22 protein-coding genes are annotated in these 16,924 nt (G+C 60.5%); 9 read left to right on the forward strand and 13 right to left on the reverse strand.

Annotated features, from left to right (window positions below; translation table 11 throughout):
* Nucleotides 1-29: 29 nt before the first annotated feature.
* The 4 genes from AC1RQ5_RS14320 to hemB all read right to left on the reverse strand — a co-directional run bounded on the left by AC1RQ5_RS14320 (nt 30) and on the right by hemB (nt 3,735).
* A complete protein-coding gene (locus AC1RQ5_RS14320) occupies nt 30-818 on the reverse strand; it encodes an ABC transporter permease (protein ID WP_493199789.1) in 789 nt (262 codons plus the stop codon).
* Between the two features lie 11 nt (nt 819-829).
* A complete protein-coding gene (locus AC1RQ5_RS14325; protein WP_493199791.1) occupies nt 830-1,642 on the reverse strand; it encodes an ABC transporter ATP-binding protein in 813 nt (270 codons plus the stop codon).
* Between the two features lie 72 nt (nt 1,643-1,714).
* Entirely contained in the window at nt 1,715-2,590 is an 876-nt protein-coding gene (locus AC1RQ5_RS14330; RefSeq protein WP_493199792.1) for a helix-turn-helix domain-containing protein, read from the reverse strand.
* 83 nt (nt 2,591-2,673) lie between these two features.
* The gene (gene hemB / locus AC1RQ5_RS14335) at nt 2,674-3,735 is read right to left on the reverse strand and encodes a porphobilinogen synthase (RefSeq protein ID WP_398475279.1); all 1,062 of its coding nucleotides are present in this window, start codon (nt 3,733-3,735) and stop codon (nt 2,674-2,676) included.
* A gap of 216 nt (nt 3,736-3,951) precedes the next feature.
* On the opposite strand from hemB, the gene AC1RQ5_RS14340 reads away from it, so the two are divergent.
* The 4 genes from AC1RQ5_RS14340 to AC1RQ5_RS14355 all read left to right on the forward strand — a co-directional run bounded on the left by AC1RQ5_RS14340 (nt 3,952) and on the right by AC1RQ5_RS14355 (nt 8,297).
* Nucleotides 3,952-4,413 carry a DUF6163 family protein gene (locus AC1RQ5_RS14340; RefSeq protein WP_398475277.1) on the forward strand — a complete coding sequence of 154 codons (462 nt, stop codon included), beginning with the start codon at nt 3,952-3,954 and terminating at the stop codon, nt 4,411-4,413.
* A 99-nt stretch (nt 4,414-4,512) separates the two neighbouring features.
* Nucleotides 4,513-6,078: an AMP-binding protein gene (locus tag AC1RQ5_RS14345; protein ID WP_493199795.1), complete on the forward strand. Its 1,566-nt coding sequence runs from the start codon at nt 4,513-4,515 to the stop codon at nt 6,076-6,078.
* Nucleotides 6,079-6,577: 499 nt separating this feature from the next.
* Nucleotides 6,578-7,090, forward strand: coding sequence for a transcriptional regulator LdtR (gene ldtR, locus AC1RQ5_RS14350; protein ID WP_398475272.1), 513 nt, complete (start codon nt 6,578-6,580; stop codon nt 7,088-7,090).
* A 505-nt stretch (nt 7,091-7,595) separates the two neighbouring features.
* Nucleotides 7,596-8,297: a hypothetical protein gene (locus tag AC1RQ5_RS14355; RefSeq protein WP_493199797.1), complete on the forward strand. Its 702-nt coding sequence runs from the start codon at nt 7,596-7,598 to the stop codon at nt 8,295-8,297.
* Here the strand turns inward: AC1RQ5_RS14355 and AC1RQ5_RS14360 are convergent.
* Genes AC1RQ5_RS14360 through AC1RQ5_RS14370 form a run of 3 tightly spaced genes read right to left on the reverse strand, consistent with a single transcriptional unit; the run spans nt 8,294 to nt 11,192 of the window.
* Nucleotides 8,294-9,352, reverse strand: a complete 1,059-nt coding sequence (locus AC1RQ5_RS14360) for a hypothetical protein (RefSeq protein WP_493199799.1) — start codon at nt 9,350-9,352, stop codon at nt 8,294-8,296. The genes AC1RQ5_RS14355 and AC1RQ5_RS14360 overlap by 4 nt on opposite strands.
* A 10-nt stretch (nt 9,353-9,362) precedes the next feature.
* Complete coding sequence (locus tag AC1RQ5_RS14365; protein WP_493199801.1) at nt 9,363-10,880, reverse strand: AAA family ATPase; 1,518 nt, start codon at nt 10,878-10,880, stop codon at nt 9,363-9,365.
* Nucleotides 10,881-10,904: 24 nt separating this feature from the next.
* A complete protein-coding gene (locus tag AC1RQ5_RS14370) occupies nt 10,905-11,192 on the reverse strand; it encodes a hypothetical protein (protein ID WP_493199803.1) in 288 nt (95 codons plus the stop codon).
* Nucleotides 11,193-11,786: 594 nt separating this feature from the next.
* Here AC1RQ5_RS14370 and AC1RQ5_RS14375 point away from each other — a divergent pair.
* Nucleotides 11,787-12,080, forward strand: a complete 294-nt coding sequence (locus tag AC1RQ5_RS14375; protein ID WP_493199805.1) for an H-NS family nucleoid-associated regulatory protein — start codon at nt 11,787-11,789, stop codon at nt 12,078-12,080.
* Here AC1RQ5_RS14375 and AC1RQ5_RS14380 read toward each other — a convergent pair.
* The 4 genes from AC1RQ5_RS14380 to AC1RQ5_RS14395 form a co-directional block, all read right to left on the reverse strand.
* Entirely contained in the window at nt 12,070-12,222 is a 153-nt protein-coding gene (locus tag AC1RQ5_RS14380; RefSeq protein WP_493199807.1) for a hypothetical protein, read from the reverse strand. The two genes, AC1RQ5_RS14375 and AC1RQ5_RS14380, sit on opposite strands and share 11 nt — an antisense overlap.
* 7 nt (nt 12,223-12,229) lie before the next feature.
* Nucleotides 12,230-12,589 carry a hypothetical protein gene (locus AC1RQ5_RS14385; protein WP_493199809.1) on the reverse strand — a complete coding sequence of 120 codons (360 nt, stop codon included), beginning with the start codon at nt 12,587-12,589 and terminating at the stop codon, nt 12,230-12,232.
* Between the two features lie 97 nt (nt 12,590-12,686).
* Nucleotides 12,687-13,010: a hypothetical protein gene (locus AC1RQ5_RS14390; RefSeq protein WP_493199811.1), complete on the reverse strand. Its 324-nt coding sequence runs from the start codon at nt 13,008-13,010 to the stop codon at nt 12,687-12,689.
* Between the two features lie 72 nt (nt 13,011-13,082).
* Complete coding sequence (locus AC1RQ5_RS14395) at nt 13,083-13,874, reverse strand: hypothetical protein (RefSeq protein ID WP_493199813.1); 792 nt, start codon at nt 13,872-13,874, stop codon at nt 13,083-13,085.
* Between the two features lie 133 nt (nt 13,875-14,007).
* Between AC1RQ5_RS14395 and AC1RQ5_RS14400 the strand changes: the two genes are divergently transcribed.
* From AC1RQ5_RS14400 to AC1RQ5_RS14410, 3 genes are all read left to right on the forward strand, one after another.
* Nucleotides 14,008-14,769: an LvrA C-terminal domain-related protein gene (locus AC1RQ5_RS14400; RefSeq protein ID WP_493199815.1), complete on the forward strand. Its 762-nt coding sequence runs from the start codon at nt 14,008-14,010 to the stop codon at nt 14,767-14,769.
* Nucleotides 14,766-14,936, forward strand: coding sequence for a hypothetical protein (locus AC1RQ5_RS14405; RefSeq protein ID WP_493199817.1), 171 nt, complete (start codon nt 14,766-14,768; stop codon nt 14,934-14,936). The genes AC1RQ5_RS14400 and AC1RQ5_RS14405 overlap by 4 nt, the downstream gene beginning before the upstream one ends.
* 93 nt (nt 14,937-15,029) lie before the next feature.
* On the forward strand, nt 15,030-16,109 hold the full coding sequence (locus AC1RQ5_RS14410) for a TIR domain-containing protein (RefSeq protein WP_493199819.1): 1,080 nt from the start codon (nt 15,030-15,032) through the stop codon (nt 16,107-16,109).
* A 10-nt stretch (nt 16,110-16,119) separates the two neighbouring features.
* Here AC1RQ5_RS14410 and AC1RQ5_RS14415 read toward each other — a convergent pair whose 3' ends face one another.
* The gene (locus tag AC1RQ5_RS14415; RefSeq protein ID WP_493199821.1) at nt 16,120-16,389 is read right to left on the reverse strand and encodes a hypothetical protein; all 270 of its coding nucleotides are present in this window, start codon (nt 16,387-16,389) and stop codon (nt 16,120-16,122) included.
* Nucleotides 16,390-16,415: 26 nt separating this feature from the next.
* On the opposite strand from AC1RQ5_RS14415, the gene AC1RQ5_RS14420 reads away from it, so the two are divergent.
* Entirely contained in the window at nt 16,416-16,646 is a 231-nt protein-coding gene (locus tag AC1RQ5_RS14420; protein WP_493199822.1) for a hypothetical protein, read from the forward strand.
* Here AC1RQ5_RS14420 and AC1RQ5_RS14425 read toward each other — a convergent pair.
* Nucleotides 16,640-16,879 carry a DUF6894 family protein gene (locus tag AC1RQ5_RS14425; RefSeq protein ID WP_493203433.1) on the reverse strand — a complete coding sequence of 80 codons (240 nt, stop codon included), beginning with the start codon at nt 16,877-16,879 and terminating at the stop codon, nt 16,640-16,642. The genes AC1RQ5_RS14420 and AC1RQ5_RS14425 overlap by 7 nt on opposite strands.
* Nucleotides 16,880-16,924 lie beyond the last annotated feature (45 nt).

Consider the following 16,924-nt stretch of genomic DNA (forward strand, 5'->3'; position numbering starts at 1 on the left):
GAAGTGGACGTTGCTGGATGGACGATGGATCAGACGGTGACTTCGCGATGCTCCTCGGCCGCTTTCCACGGCATCAGCACGCGTTCGAGAATCTTCACCGCAAGATTCAGCAGCATCGTCAGCACGACGATGGCGATCAGCGCAGCGAACACACCGGGCGTATCGAATTTGGAGGCGGCGTTGGAGATGAGGTAACCGAGGCCGCGGTTCGAGGCGATGATCTCGCCGACGATGGCGCCGATCAGTGCATAGGGCACCGACAGCCGTAGCCCGGCAAACACCCAGGTGATGGCGGAGGGCAGCACCAGCTTGGTCATCAACTGATGTTCGGAGGCGCCCATCAGGCGGATGACGGTGAGCTGCTCGCGGCTGACACTGCGCACGCCCGTATAGGTGTTGAGGAACACCAGGAAGAATACGGTGACCGCGGCCAGCACGATCTTCATCTCGATGCCGATGCCGAGCCACAACACGAATAGCGGCGCCAGCGCCACTTTCGGCAGGCTGTAGATGGCGGTGAGAAACGGATCGAGGATATCGGCGAGGATGCGGGATCGCCCGAGCACGAGACCGACCAGCACGCCGGCACTGCCGCCGATCAGGAAACCGCTCAGCGCCTCGATGGTGGTGATCGAGGCGTGGAACAGCAGTTCGCCGCTGCGCAGGATTTGCCAGAAACTCTGCGCGATTTCGGATGGCGTGGAGACATAGAATTCGCTGCCGGACCACACTGATCCGAATTGCCAGATCAGGAGCAGGGCCACCAGCAGCGCGATCCGCGCGAGCATGATCGATCGAAAAGACAGTTGCGTTTCCATCGTCGTGCTCCTTACGCCGATGCCTGAAGTTCGGCCGGCGCGGCCGACAGATCAGGCGTGAGCATCGCCCACAGCTCGTTGGTGAAGGCGTGATGGCGCGGATCGAAGCGCAGGCGCGCAAGATCGCGGTCCTTCGGCAGCGGATTGTCGAACACTTTTGCGATCGTGCCCGGGCGTCCCTGGAACACCGCGCATCGGTCGCCGAGGGCTGCGGCTTCCTCGATGTCGTGGGTCACGAACATCACGGTCAGGTTGAGCTTGCGGCAGATGCGCAGCAGCTCTGCCTGCAGTGTCAGCCGTAATTGCGCATCGAGTGCGCCGAACGGCTCGTCGAGCAGCAGCGTCTCGCGTTCGGCCGCGAGCAGCCGCGCCAGCGCGCAGCGCTTGCGCATGCCGCCCGAGATCTGGTTCGGATAGGATGTGGCAAAATCCTTCAGGCCGACAAGCGCGAGCAATTCTGCGACACGCGCTTCGCGCTGGCGTTTCGGAAGCCCGGCGACTTCGAGTGGGACGGAAACATTGCCGGCGACGGTGCGCCACGGCAGCAGGTGATCCTGCTGCGTCATATAGGCGACCTTGCCGTTCAGCCCGCTGACGTCAATTCCGCCATAGGTGACGCGGCCCTTGCTGGCGCTGATGAGCCCCGCGGTCATGTTCAGCAGCGTGGACTTGCCGCATCCCGACGGCCCGAGCAGCATCGTGATATCGCCACGCTTCATCGACAGCGTAACGTCGCGGATCGCCGTATAGCTCTGCGTGCCGGTCTGGAACGTCTTGGTGACGTCCGAAAACACGATGAAATCGTCGGGCCGAACATCCGCCATCCCGCTCATCCTCTCCTGTCCATCGCTGGAGAGTAGGAGAACGGCCGGTCTGTCTGCGCGACCCGGCGGGCCTTAATGCGTGTCGGATCGGGCCATCTTGCGGGCGTCGGTCGGCGAGACGCCGGCGACGCGCCGCATCAGCCGGGCGAGGGCCGAGCCGGAGTCGAGGCCGACCCGCCAGGCGACTTCGCCGACCGGCAGATCGGTGGTGCCAAGCAGGTCGCGCGCGCGGTCGATGCGTTCGTGATCGTGAAACTCGCCGATGGTCATGCCGGTCTTGTCGCGAAACAAGCGGGTGACATGGCGGCGCGACAAGCCGAAAGCGTCGGCGATCAGGTCGAGCGACAGGTCGCCGGCCAGATTGTTCGCGATGTAGGACTTCACCTCGGAGACCAGCGCATCGCCATGCGTTGCCGGTGTCGAGGCCGAAAGCTGTTCGCCGCGTTCGATCTGGCTGAGGCAGTGGATCAGCAGCGCGGCCACCATATGGGCGCGGACCGATTGCGCGGCGACATCCGCGGGCGTGCAGGCCTGGCACAGGCCGAGCAGGGTGCGCATCTCCGGCGATGTCGCAAAGAAGGTGGGCGTGCCGAGCCGGGCCCGGATGCGGCTCAGGGAGCCCAACCGCGCTTCGATGCCGGCCAGCTGATCGTCGGTGGCATAGATGGCCAGATGATCATGGCCGGTCCGCCGTGCAGCGGTCTGGTGCGACAGCGTCTGCGGCACCACGACGAAGCGGTCTTCGCTGAGCCAGGTGCCGGCCGATCGGGTCTCGTCGCGGAAATCGACGGCGCCGACCCGCGGCAGCAGGATCATCAGGCAGTCATGCCAGTGCCACGGCATGTAATAGTCGTCGCCACCGCCGACCAAAGCGAGCTGGTCGCCGTCCGCCGCAAGAATGCGGGCGTCGGTGGACGTATCGCGAAGTGTCTGGATGGACCGGAGCATCAGTCAGCGTAGCAACTGACGCCCGTTTGGCAAGCAAGCGTATGCGGCAGCTTGTTGCTTACGCATCGGGCAGATACCGGCACTTACCGCCCCGCGCGGATCCGCTCCGCCGCTTCCGGCGCGAAATATGTCAGCACGCCATCGGCGCCGGCGCGCTTGAAGGCCACCAGGCTCTCCATGATCACGCGGTCGCGGTCGAGCCAGCCATTGTTGATGGCGCCCATGATCATCGCATACTCGCCGGACACCTGATAGGCGAAGGTCGGCACCGCAAACGTGTCCTTCACCCGGCGGATGATGTCGAGATAGGGCATGCCCGGCTTCACCATCACCATGTCGGCGCCCTCGGCGAGATCGAGCTCGACCTCGCGGATCGCCTCGTCGGAATTGGCCGAGTCCATCTGATAGGTGCGCTTGTCGCCATTCAGCGTCTTGGCCGAGCCGATGGCGTCGCGGAACGGGCCATAGAAGGCCGACGCGTATTTCGCGGCATAAGCCATGATCTGCACATCGCCGAAACCGGCGTCGTCCAGCGCCTCGCGGATGGCGCCGACGCGGCCGTCCATCATGTCCGACGGCGCGATGACATCGCAGCCGGCTTCCGCCTGCACCAGCGCCTGACGCACCAGCACGGCCACGGTCTCGTCATTGAGGATGCGGCCATTCTGCAGCAGGCCGTCATGGCCATGGCTCGTATAGGGATCGAGCGCGACATCGCAGAGCACGCCGAGATCGGGGAATTCCTTCTTGATGGCGCGCACCGACTGGCAGACGAGGTTGTTGCCGTTCCAGGCCTCGGAGCCGGTTTCGTCGCGCAGCGTCGGATCGGTGTAGGGGAACAGCGCGATGCAGGGGATATCGAGTTTTACGGCGCGCTCGGCGTCGCGGACCACCTGATCCACGGTGAGGCGCTCGACGCCGGGCATCGATGCGATCGGCGTGCGCGCATTGTCGCCCTCGACCACGAATAGCGGCCAGATCAGGTCGTCGGTGGTGACGGTGTTTTCGCGCACCAGCCGGCGCGCCCATTCGCTCTTGCGGTTGCGGCGCAGGCGGGTGGAGAGACCGAGCGAGGGGGCGTCATAGACGGACGAGCGGGGCGCAGCGTCGCGCAATTCGATGGGCCGCCCGAACTTGATCGCCATGATACCGTCTCCTGAACCACCGCTTGATCTGCGGCTCTGCAACCTGGACTTGTTCCAACTCTAGCATTTTCGCATCGCCGCGTCACTGCAGGCCTGTGCATGGGCGAGGCGCCCACGCATTGCTTTCGCCGGCCGGGCAGGCCACAAAAAGCCCCATGAATCGGCCAAACACCTTGTTCCATCTCAACGGCCGGGCCTTGTCGCCCGAGGCAACGCATGTCTGACCCGACACCCCGCGACGCCTCGCGCGATCACGCCATCTCCGTGGCCGCGATCTCGTCCGAGCGCATCGAGAGCGACGAAAACGTCTGGACCCGCCGCCTGGTGCTGTTCCTGCGGGTCATGGCGGTCGTCTCCATGCTGACAGGCCTGTATCACTGGGCCCAGGTCACCGGCTTCATCGGCACCGAGGACGAGGCCTTTGAAGCCCAGTCCATGGCCTGGCAGTCGGCCACCGTCTATTTCGCCGTCATCGAGCTGGTCAGCGCCGTCGGCCTCTGGCTGGCGACGCCCTGGGGCGCCGTGGTCTGGCTCACCACCGTGGTCTCCATGGCGGTGATCGAGCTGATGTTCCCCACCATCTATGGCGGCAATCTCATCGTGGTCGGCGTCCAGGCTGCGTTTCTGGCCGCCTATCTTGCGCTGGCATGGATGGCTGCGCGGGAGCGGCCGCCATAGGATATCGTCATTCCGGGGCGCGCGTCTTCGCGAACCCGGAATGACAGCCAAGCCGAAGCGAAGACCGCAAAGACGGTCTCGCATCAAAGGGAGAAACCAGTGAGCCATCTTCGTTCCGGCGGCACCGTCGGCAACCTTCTCGTCAGCGCCATCGCCCGCTACGCCGACCAGCCCGCCATTGCCGACGGCACCACGCGCTGGACCTATCGCGAATATGGCGATGTGGTCGCGCGCTTTATCGGCCTGTTCCGCAGCCTCGGCCTCACCAAGACCAGCGGCCTGTCGGTGCTCTCCGGCAACCGCGCCGAGACCTGGGCCGCCATCTCTGCCGCCGCCATCATGGGCATCCGCTACACCCCGCTGCATCCCATGGCTGCCGAGGACGACCAGGCGTTCATCGTGGAAGACGCCGAGATCGATGTGCTGATCGTCGAGGGCGGCAAATTCGCCGAGCGCGGCAAGGCGCTGAAGGCGCGCGTGAGCGGCCTCAAGCACCTCTATTCGTTCGGCGCCGTGGAGGGCGTGCGGGATCTCCTCAAAGAGCTGCCCGCCATCAAGCCGGAGCCGCTGGTCGACGAGAGCCATGTGGATGACATCTGCTGGCTCTCTTATACCGGCGGCACCACCGGCCGTTCCAAGGGCGTGATGAACCCGCATCGCGTGGTCGTCGCCATGTGTCTTGCGATCATCGCCGACTGGGACTGGCCGCGCGACATCCGCTATCTCGCCGCAACCCCCATCAGCCACGCCGCCGGGATCACCATCTTCCCGGTGATGCTGCGCGGCGGCTTTACGCGCCTCGTGCAGGGCTTCGATGCCGAGACCTATCTGCGGGTGGTGCATGAGGAAAAGATCACCGCGACTTTCCTGGTCCCGACGCTGATCTATGCGCTGATCGATGCCGAGGAGTTGCGGAAGAAATACGACACGTCATCGCTCGACATGATCGTCTATGGCGCAGCACCGATGTCGCCGGATCGCCTGCGCGAGGGCGTGCGCATCTTCGGCAATGTGTTCGTGCAGCTCTACGGCCAGACCGAAGCGCCGCAGATCATCACCACCATGCGCAAGATCGATCACGACGATTCAAAGCCTGGCCGTCTCGGCTCCTGCGGCCGCGCCAATCCGATGGTGGAAGTGAAATTGCTCGACGCCGATCTCAACGAGGTCGCGACAGGGCAGCCCGGCGAGATCTGCGTGCGCGGTTCGCTGGTGATGGATGGCTACTGGAAGCGGCCGGATGCCACTGAAGAAGTTTTCCGTGGTGGCTGGCTGCACACCGGCGATGTCGCTGTGAAAGACGCCGACGGCTTCTTCTATATCGTCGATCGCACCAAGGACATGATCATCTCCGGCGGTTTCAACATCTATCCCCGCGAAGTCGAAGACGCCTTGATGGCGCATCATGCGGTGGCGTCCGCTGCGGTGATCGGCATTCCCGATGCGAAGTGGGGCGAGGCGGTGAAGGCGTTTGTCGTGCTGAAGAACGGTGCGAATAATTCCATCGAGGAATTGCAGGCGCATGTGAAAGACAAGCGCGGCGCGCCGTGGTCGCCGAAGAGCATCGACTTCGTGGCGGAGATTCCGGTGACAGGCCTCGGCAAGATCGATCGCAAGGCGCTGCGGGCGCCGTATTGGGGCGGGCAGGCGAGGGGCGTGGCGTAGGCACGGGCGCGCCACACACACTCGTCATTCCGGGGCGCGTCGAAGACGCGAACCCGGAATCTCATTATGCTGAAGCTCCGTAGAGCCAAACACTCCCAGATTCCGGGTTCGCGCGTGCCGCGCGCCCCGGAATGACGGGGCGGGGGCGTTCCCGATCGCTAAAAATCGAAGAAATTTATTCCCATTAACCCCGGTAACCCTTGAGTCACCCTAATGGCCCGGTGAGGAATCTTACCCCATTCTTTCGCATTTGAACGATCCTGTCCCGCATCCGGACACACGCGCGAACATGATGGCAACATCGCTCCTTCATCGTGAATCAAAAACTGCAAAAAGCCCTGTTTTTGTAGACTTAATCGACGATTTACCCTCGCAAATTCATGTTCTCTTTATCGTCTTTTTTAGGCGCTTCTTCAAAGCCGCCGCTTAAGTTGGGCCTATCAGACGAGACACAAGTTTCGTCGAATAAGTCGATAAAAACGACAGCAGGGGTAGTGTCATGATCAAGTCCGTTGCGACGGTGGAAAGCGTCGATCTCGTTCCCGGCCAGGCGCCGGTTCAGCCGCTCTATCTGGAAGCGCTCACGCTGGTCGAGCGTCTGCATCGCCGCCTGCTCGACGTCATCAAGGACGAATTCGATCGCCGCGGTCGTGCCGACATCAACTCGGTGCAGGCACTGCTGCTGTACAATATCGGCGACAAGGAATTGACCGCCGGCGAACTGCGCACCCGCGGCTACTATCTCGGCTCCAACGTCTCCTACAATCTGAAGAAGCTGGTCGAGCTCGGCTTCCTCGATCACCAGCGTTCGCGCGTCGATCGTCGCTCGGTCCGCATCCGCCTGACCTCGCAGGGCCAGGAAATCCGCCACATCGTCGAGGCGCTCTATGCCAAGCATGTGAAGACGGTGGAGCAGGTCGGTGGCATCTCGAACGAGGAATTCGCGACCCTCAACAAGTCGCTGCACCGCCTCGAGCGCTTCTGGACCGACCAAATTTTGTATCGCCTATAAGATTGAAACTGTTACGGAAAGCCTGAACACAGGCTTCCGTTACAGGGCACGAAAGTGCAGCAAAATGCACTGCCGGGCATGCCCGCCCGTTTCACTTCCGTTCCAGCCGGTGCCCTCCGGCTTTCCGTAGCGTCCGCAGAGGCGCGCGGTACTGAACCTGCAAACAACCCTCCAAGTTGAAGGCGCCTTCCCAGGGCGCCTTTTTTCTTGCGCACAAGCAAAAGCCCCGCGCTGGGGAGGGCAGGGCCTTTGCCGAGGCTGAGGTTGAGCGGGTTGGGGTCCGCTCGCTGATAGAAGAGAAGCTCGTGTGACTCGTTCCGGGGACAGCGCAGAATCTGGCGCCGGTGTGCATGTTCAGCCCCGTGTCTTGCCGAGAGCGCTCCTAAAGCCCCTCGGGCGGAGCGGGATGGGTAAGGTCCGAAGGACGGGCTTTGATAAACAGATAGTCGCGGCGCGAATCTGCTTCGGATTGTAAGCTTCGTCCACCAGACACAGGAGGAGCGAATTGGCAGTACCGCCATCGGCACCGGAATCAATCACGGCTTGGGCTCTCATCAGCGCGTTCGGCGGCTCGGTTATCGGCGCCGTCCTGGGTGGGACAATCAACTACGTCCTACAGCGCGCCGCGCGTGCCGAAGCGAAACGTCAACGGGATGCGGACCGAAAGGAAGTCCGCACGGCGATGGCGTACTCCTTCCTGTTCAAGATGATCAAGGTGGTCTCCGGGCTCAAGCAACTCGGTTCAACCGTGCGCAGCTCGCTCGATGAAGCCAAGGCCAAGGGCTACACCGGCGCACCCTGGCGGGTCGTTCTGCCGGTCGTCAATCCACCTGAGCCCATCAAGTTCACCGCGGAAGAGATGGGTATGGTTTTGTCGCTGGACGACAAAATCTTCAACTCCGTCGCCGCCTTTGATGAACTGCATAACAGCACCGTGTCCATCTTCGAGGCTTACAGCAAACGCCGCACGGCTATCATGGAGAAGTTCGGCGCAAAAATGGAGGGGAACATGGGCAGCACCGCCATGACCGCCGAGGACCTCCTCTGGCTCGCCCCGCGCGAGGTGGAGCTGAACGGTCTGGTCGGCGCGATGCTGGAGCGGACGGAGCAGGATTACGAAGAAACCGTGGAAGGCCTGAAAGCTATCCACGGTCTGTTCGTCAAAGAGTTCGGCATCAAGAAGACGCTCGAATTCAAAGCCGGTTAAGCGGCCACCCCCATCGCCCGATTCTGCTTCGCCAGCGTCTCCGCTATAATCTTCACAGCATCGCAAAGGGGCGTCTTTGCCTCAAGTGCGATGGTGGCATCCTTTTTGTCGGTCACGTTCCCAATTGCCACCGTGATGGTTGCGCCTAGGGACTTCAGATAGGCAACCCCGGTTCCTCCATCACTGGCTGCTTCGTTGCTGGCGTCGTCGTCATCCTTAGCGCGAGCTTGCTCCTCGGTGCAGTTGTAGCGTTGAGCTACGTTGCCGACAGTGTGGTTGAGGGCGTTGATGGTCGCGCAGCGATAAAGCTCCGGATGAAACAGGACTGCGAAGTCCGAAGTGTCTACGCGCATGCCGGGACTGATAATCGGAGTTACACTCATGTCCTTGTCGCCATATGTTCCGTGGCTCGCATTGTTTCGGGTCAGCGCGACCGTCACTGGGCAATCCACCGCTTCGCATGCCCAAGCCACGCCCATAGCGGTCGCCATGACGCGAGGAATGTAAGTGTCATCCCCCCAAAACTGACGCCATGAACCATCCGCGCAAATACCGACGTGAGGTCGTGAGGGTGCCACCCGCTGCCGAGTCTTAAATGGCTTTGTGTTGTCCACGCTAAAGCGGCCAGCTTGCAAGTCTCGAATCACACGGCCCATGCTCGCGCTATCGAAGCGGCCTTGAGTCTGCTGGCGAAGCATCTTCGGCATACCGCCGGATTGGATGAGGTCGCGCACCAATTCGCGGCTGAGACGCTGCGCTTCCATTTTGATTTCGTCAGGAACTGTGAACGACCGGCAAAACTGCCTCGCATCGTCCATATTTGCGAAACCGCGACTTATCCATTTCGACTTGACGGATTTACGGCTCTCGAAATTGCGCAATGTGTTGGCATTCCACTTCTCAATAGGGGAATCGTAGAATTGCGCCATGGTGTGAATGTCCATCCCAAGCACGCGTGCACCTTTGCTCGCGTACTTGGAATAGTGGGACTTCACCTGCGGGATGAAGTGCTCCGTTGATGTAACAGAGACAGGTGCAAAGTGGGGAGTGCTCATGCTGTCACTCCTACCAGGGTATTTCATCGCTTAAATCGGCATCGACGGCGCGAGGGTTGGCAGCCTTCCACGATGGGTCGATTGTGAAGTCCTCAACTGCACAGACGCGGTAAATAAGCTCTGTGACCGTAACCGGCTCAGCAAGCGCCGCGCGCAACTGCGCCTCGGTGAAGTTCATCTTGCTGTGGCCACGGCGAAGTCTTGCGAGGTAACCTTCGCGCGTTCCGGGGAATATGGCGTATTCGCTCTCCGTGTCGAAGATTGTCAGCAATGTCTCGACTGCATCGTTATCTAGTGCTTCACCGGATTTGACGGCCTTATCGGTCATCGCCACCTTCACAATCTTGAGACCCAGCGCATCGCGGTCCATCGGTTCCAGCCGCTCGGTGAAGTCACGGCTGAAAGCCTCCTCCAGCGAAAGCCCGAGCACGCGGATGGATTCGGAGACGTCCAGCAGGCGGCGGGTTGAAAGCACAATGCGCAGGTTCTTCGCCTCCACATCCCGGCGCACCTTCTTCGCTTTCTCCACCAGCAGGCGGGCCGTGCCTTTGTCTAAGCCGGTGCCGGAGAGGATAAGTTCTTCGCGGCCATATGTGGTGTCGATGATGGTGTCGAAGCGGTCCATCGAAGCGGCGTCCAGCGCATTGCGGCCGACGTAATCGCGGCTTGCCCCGGTCCCCCAGGTATTCATGGTCACGATGATGGGGCAAAGACCTTGGGCGGTTACTCCGCCTTCCTCGTGGTCGGGGCAGCTCACAAAGCGGGTCTTGCCGGGAGCGGCGCGGTGCAGGGCAGATTGCAGAACCATGGCCACGCGCGGGTCCAGCGCGTCGAATTCATCCAGCAGGATGGCACCCTTGGGGTCTTGGAAGGCGCGGGTAATAACCCCATCGCGGAACACCATGTCGATGCCACCGGCGCCGTTGGATTGCGGCACAAGCCCACCCACCAACATCTCGGCGGTCGTACTGTCCGTGCAGTCCAAATGGTAGACGGTGAAGCCCATGGCCTCCAGCGCGGTGCGAACGCCCAAGCTCTTGCCGTTACCGGCGGGGCCGCGCACGGCGATAGTCCGCCCCAGCTTGGCATCGGTCGCAAGGCGGTCGTGCCATTCCATCTTCACCACGCCGGGCGTCGGCTGAACCTTGACGTTGCAGATGCCCTTCTTGAGCGCGCGGATGTCATCGCGATACTTCACGGCGGTCTCTGTGGCGACCGTGGCGGCTTCGTACAGGGCGATGGGGTCGATGGTGAGGGTAAGGCCCAAAAGCTTCGCAATGTCCCGCACGCGCTCCATCTGCGCCATGTCGGGCGCGGCGGCGAGGGCAGGGATTTCATGCTCTTCGATTTCAAGGGCGAGGGCGGCGACCTCCGGGCTGTGCACTTGGGCAACCTTCGGGGTGCGGCTCTTGCGACGACCGGCGGGCACCGGGACTTCGTTGCTGGTTTCTACGGGTGCAACCGCTTCCACTACGGAAGGCGGGACGGCGTGACCGTTTACTTGTTGGGTCTCTTGGGTGTGCTCCACATGTTTAGCTCCTGTTGGTTTTTCTTAATTGAGGTAACGGCCTTGGTCTTCGTCCCACTCGGCGGCGAAAACCACTTCCTCGTTGCCACTGCGGAGGTCGCACTCGACCACCCATAGGTCGCTACCCCACCGGGTCTCGGTATTGCCGATGGCGGCAACGGCTTCGGGAAGTTCGTCAAAGCTTGCAATGTTGAGGGAGTAGTTGGTGCCGTTAAGACGGCGGCAACGGCGATAGACATCGAAGCGCTGTGCGGCCTCGATGTCAGCGGGCGTGGTTACTGCGCCCGGCGCAAGGTGAATGGATTGGTTCATGAGGTGTCCTCCTGTTTGTAGCTGGAGGAATCTTGCGGGAGTATATTCCTACCGTCAAGTTTATTCGCAAAAAAAATGAGCAGCCCTCTCGCTTTGCTACAAACAGGCGGGCCGCTCACAACTTCACGGTCTCACAGCTCTGGAATCTTGGCAAAGCATTTCACTTGCCAGCTCGAAATGCTTGGGAGAAGATTCGATAAATAAGCGGGTCTGGGAAACCAGTTACGATAGAGCCGAGCCGCCCGACTCTCTCGCTGAATAAGTCGGCAAGGTTGTCACCGCAGTCCTCTCGAAGGCGCAGTCAACGGGAATAGCTCTGCTGCCAGCATGTAGCCAGTGACGCGGCTGCTCGGCTGGCGGTCTTTTGTAGCCTTAGCTGTTCTGTCAGTCATAGCTGCTCCCGGTAAAATCGGCAAAACGCGTTTGCCATTGGCTGCCGGAGCTGAAAGTGGTTCGCGCGGCTGAGTATTCGGTACGGACGACACATGCGCCTCGGGTATAGTACCGGGGCTTTTCTTTTGCCCTCCAGTGCCTCCTCATCCTCGTTGAAGGGCGCCTTGCAAAGCCTATGGTTGCCTTCAAGGAGGTGGCGTTATGTCAAAGCTCGTAACCGATTTCAAAGCCTTGCCGCTGCCGCAGCAGCACGAGACATTCCCGCTTATTACCGCCGCCTATAACGCCGCCAAGGAAGCCCGCCGGGCTGAACTGGAGGCGGAGATAAAGCAGCTCGGCTTCCGCCCCGGGGAAGCGAAGAAGCCGACTGCTGCGGTCAAATACAGGAGCAAGTCCAATCCCGCCAACGGCTGGGCGGGCAGGGGCGCGGAGCCAACCTGGCTGAAGCAGGAGATGCAGGCGACCGGGCTCCCGCTCGAAGCGTTCAGGTGTTGAGCAGGGCGTCCAGGATGGTGGCCGTTCCACCTACCACAATGATGAAGAGCATGATTTGCAGCTCCTTCATCCGCAACTCCATCCCGGCTCTGCTGTAACGGCAGGGCCGGGAGAACCTGCGCACAAGGCGGCGCTGCCACATGGGGATTTCACGGGTAAGCAAAGCGGGCCTCCATGGCTTCGTGGAAATCCATGCCGTCGAAGTTCTTCGGCGATTTACCCCATAGGGTGGAGTGCTGCGTGAAATAAACCTCAAGACCGGGATTGTGGTGCATGCCGTAGTCGATCACGCGCTGCATGGTGGCGTACTGGGCTTCCGTGATGTCTATGACTTCACTGTCCGCATGCTCGACCAGTACCGTCACGGAATACTGGAGGAAGTGCTTTTGTAGCGTGGTCTTCCCATCTCGATGGATGATGATGGCAGGCTTGTCGTCAGGATTATCCCACCTAATGAAGAATATGACTTCATTCGGCAGCCATTCGCCTGGCTTGCGGTAACGTCCCATGGGGCACCTCCGCGCCGGATTCTAGCCGCCCTTCGCATAATGAAAAGAGCCGCCCACGCATATGGACGGCTCCTTTTTGTTCCCGATAATCGCACCGTCATGAACATCGCGGCGGGAGTGGCGGCGTTTGCTCAAGCAATGCGTTGGCAGGATGATCGGCGGGGAAGCGGGCCGGGAAGGGTGAAGTACCTTCATCGAAAGTAACGATGACGAGCGGGTTCACACCGACCGCGAGGCAGGCCAGTTCTTCGGCAGCCTCGTACTGCACCTCTTCGGGGAAGTCCTTCTCGCACATGATGCCCACGCGGGCTTCATGCAATGTCTCCAGCGGATATAGGCTGGCGGTGGTACCGTCACGATGGATAAAGTGAGTGTAGCGGCCACGGTTATTCGCAAGCTGGAAGCTGATGCGCTCAAGCATGATGATGTCTCGCTGTGTGAGTGAGACTTCATGCTGAGCCGATAAATCGTATACCGCACGCCAAATCGGTGGCTACATCTTCAGGTGCGCGTCCATCTCGGCCTTTATGAGCGGGTCAGTGAGGCCAAGTAGAGTCGCCACGACCCTCCAGTCGATGCCGCGAAAGTATCGCTCTTTGAAAAAGCTCGTCTGGACGCCGATAACCCTCGGGGGTAGCCAAAGCGCGGATGGACTGGTTGGCGCCTGCCAAAGAGAGCACCCGCTTGCGCCCTTAAGGTTTGGCGCTTCGCGCTCTGTTCCTTCCAGGGTGTCGACTATGCCGCCATACTCGAAAAACAAATCGAGATCGCCAGGAAGGCGGCCGGGCGCGTCGTCCGGTGCGTCTTTAAGTCGGGACGCATAAGCAGAAATCGGATGGTAGGATTTGATTTTCTGGTTTTCGTTGCGAATGGAGGTCGGAAATCCAAAAAGCAGAAACAGACCGTCAGCGCTCGGGACACCGATATTTGATATCGAGAGAAAGTGCCACTCGCTCGCCAGTTCTTTGACTTTATCGCGGTCGATGATTTCAAGGGCACATACGTCGTAATCTAGCTCTTCGTTCGGATAAATGTACTCGTAACGCCCGAGGTCGATAAGGTCGTCCGACTTTGGCTTCTTGGGCACAAGAATGCGATCTACCTGGTAGTCATCAAAAGTGTGCATAGCCGTGATGAGGTAGTGCCGCCCTCGAATTTTGAAGAAGGTTCCTGTTGCGATTGGGCCGTCGATAACATGGCCATGGTCATAAAAAATCGGCGGCGTGCAGGATAAGGTGAACTTCTCGTTGTTTAGCACCGTCTCGCGATCTGGCATCTCAGTCACAGGAAGTCCCTCCGATTTTTGTTGAAGTATACGATATCTCGCCGTCCAATGCGAGCAAGGCCGGTGAGCATGCACCCTCATCGGCCCGACGTTTGACTGCCCGGTGCATCGTCACACAACAGAAAGAAGGTGCATGGATGCCCCCACATTCCAGCTCGAAAAGCCGACTACCGACTACACGATGATTTGTAACGCGCTGCTGCGCGACCGCACCATGAGTCTGCGTGCGAAGGGGCTGTATGGCCTCATGTTCTCAAAACCGAACGGATGGATCTTCCACGAGGGCGCGTTGCTCGCTGAGTCAACGGAAGGGCGTGACGCGCTCCGTTCCGCAATGAAAGAGCTATTGGTCCGCGGTTGGGTCAGGAAGTGCCGTCCGCGCGAGGGTGGAAAATTTATGGGCGTCATCTACCAAATGAAGCTCACCAGTGACTGGAAAACCGGCGATGGTTCAACCGGCGACGGCAAATCCGCTACTAGTAATAAAGATATAAGCAAGACTGAAGAAGTAATCCCCCCATCCCCCAAGGGGGAGCCGGACGGGTTTGCAAAATTCTGGACAGAGTATCCCAACAAGGTCGGCAAGCCGAAGGCGCTCGCTGCATGGAAACGAGTGAAGGCAGACCACGCCGATGTGATGGTCGGACTTCGTAGGTGGAAGGCCTCTGACCAGTGGACCAAGGACAAAGGCCAGTATGTGCCGCATCCCACAACTTGGCTGAACCGGGAAGGCTGGAACGACGCCATTGCTGGTGATGCCAGCACCACCGGGCTGTCGCCGGAGGAAATCGCTGCGAGAATTGCGGAAATCGAAGCGAGGGGGAAGCAACGAGAGGAAGAGCTGAACCGGCGTATCCGCCAGGAGGCGATGGGCCGACTGGGGCTCACGTCATGATGCACGTTGAGCCGATCCAACTGGACCTGTTCGCCCCGGTCATCGAAGAGCGGCCGGACGAGGCGAAAAGAAAAGCGGTGCGCATTATCGTCCCCGCCGCTCTACTTCCGGCGAACAAGGTGCCGGTGGAGAAGGTGCCCTGGCCGCCCCACATGCGGTTCGACTGACTGATTAGCGGGGATACACGTGGGGCGGGTACGTGCCGACACTTGCCCGGTCAGGGAATCGCGCCTATCTCCGATTCGGGTTGAGGAGATAACATGGCCGAAGCTGTTGCATTGCCCATCCGCACGACGATGTCGGATGTCATCTCGATTACGAGTTACCTGGCGTCAAAGCCCATGGGGGCGACGCTGACCGAAGCGAAGGCTGTCTTGGAATCGGGTGTCCTCGATGGCCGGAAAATCAGCGCTTACAGGTTCTGGTTGCTGGTTGAGGAAGCTGAAGGGCGGCTAAAGCTCACTGAGCGGGGAAGGACTGCCGGGAAGAACAAGGGCGCCAACGTCGCCCAGGCGATGCTGGAGGTCATCCGCAACACTCCTGCCTATGCCGCCATTGTGGAGCGGGCGATACACCGTGAGGAATTCACCTTCACGGCGGTCGAAGTGGCCACCCACTGGCACGAGCACTTCAAGCAGGTAGCCTCTACCAATGAGAAGGTGTTGAACGACCAGGCGGTGTGCTTCTTCCAAATCGCACAGGGCGCGGGGCTGGGCGCACTGACGATTGGCCGGAAGGGAGCGCCGACGCGCTTCGAATTCTCTGCCGATGGCCTGCACATGTTTGGGGGAATGGCGCCGTCGGCCTTCAGTAACGTCGCCGCCGAGCTTGAAGATGAGGAGGAAGACGAAGGCGAAGAGGACAACGGCGCTCCTGTTTTCGAGCCGCCGTCTGCGACATCGGCGACCGCCACCTTCAACAACAAGGTCTTCATCACCCACGGTAAGAACAAGAAGGTTCTCGACCAGATAAAGGAAATCGTCTCCTACGGCGCCTATCAGCCGGTCGTGGCGCAGGAAAACGAAACTCTGGCCAAGCCTGTCCCAGAGAAGGTGATGGACGACATGCGCGGCTGCTCGGCCGCCGTCATCCACGTCAGCTCGGAGGGGGTCTACAAAGATCCAGCGGGCAAGGAGAAGGCCAAAATCAACGACAATGTCCTTATCGAGATCGGTGCGGCGATGGCGCTCTACAAGCGCAACTTCATTCTGGTGGTGGAGGACGGCCTGGAGCTGCCGTCGAACCTGCAGGGCCTCTACCAATGCCGGTACACCGGGGACGAGCTGGGCATGGAGGCGACTATGAAGCTCCTCAAAGCTTTCAAAGAGTTCCGCGAATAGGCTCCTTGACTCATTCGTTGCTGTTTTGTTCTATGGCTGCTCTTTCACAGGTGCGGCCATGGGCATTGACGGAATCGAAAGCGAAATCAATCACATGCGGCGGCAAATCGCCCGCCAGCAGAAGGACATCTTGAGCCTTGAGCGTGCGGGCATCGACTGCGCCTCCGCCTTGGTCCTGCTCGGCAGGATGCAGCTCAAGCTCGAAACTCTCCGCGCAGACCACAGGCGGCTGAGTGAGGAGAAGCAGCCCCGGCGGTATGCCTCGGGCAAAGCCATCCATGGCACTCCGTCTTACCGGCGGATGTGATGGACAACCTGCGGCGTTTCCCAGCGCCGTGGCGGATGGAAGAGGGCGAGGATCGATGCTTCCGGGTTTACGACGCCAGCGGGTTCTTCATCCTGGCGGTCGGCCATCGGGAAGACCTCCACGCCCGCGACTATCAATACGCCTTCGAGCATCTAAGCCGGGACGAAGCACGGCGGATTGCCAAAGCAGTCGCCCGCCTGCCAGACCTTCTTAAAAGGCCGCCTTATTGAGGCTCTTTTGGCACCCGCACACGGTGATGCTCTCGGCCATCCTCGTCAAGAACCGCGACATGCCGGTCATGAGTTGGTGGTATGAGCGCCGCAATGCGCATGGCATGGGCCTTCGCGCTTTCCAAATCCGGGAATTCTATCCCTAGCAGGTCATCAAGCTTGGTGCCGTCAACAATCGGAAAGCGAAACAGGGGCATAGTTCGTGAGCAAAACCAGTGAGTTGATCGTTTCATCTCAAGCGGTAAGTCGGTGAAGCGTTCCCAGCGCCGCCCTGGCAG

It is taken from the genome of Tardiphaga sp. GW821-FHT12E02 (genome assembly GCF_058807155.1).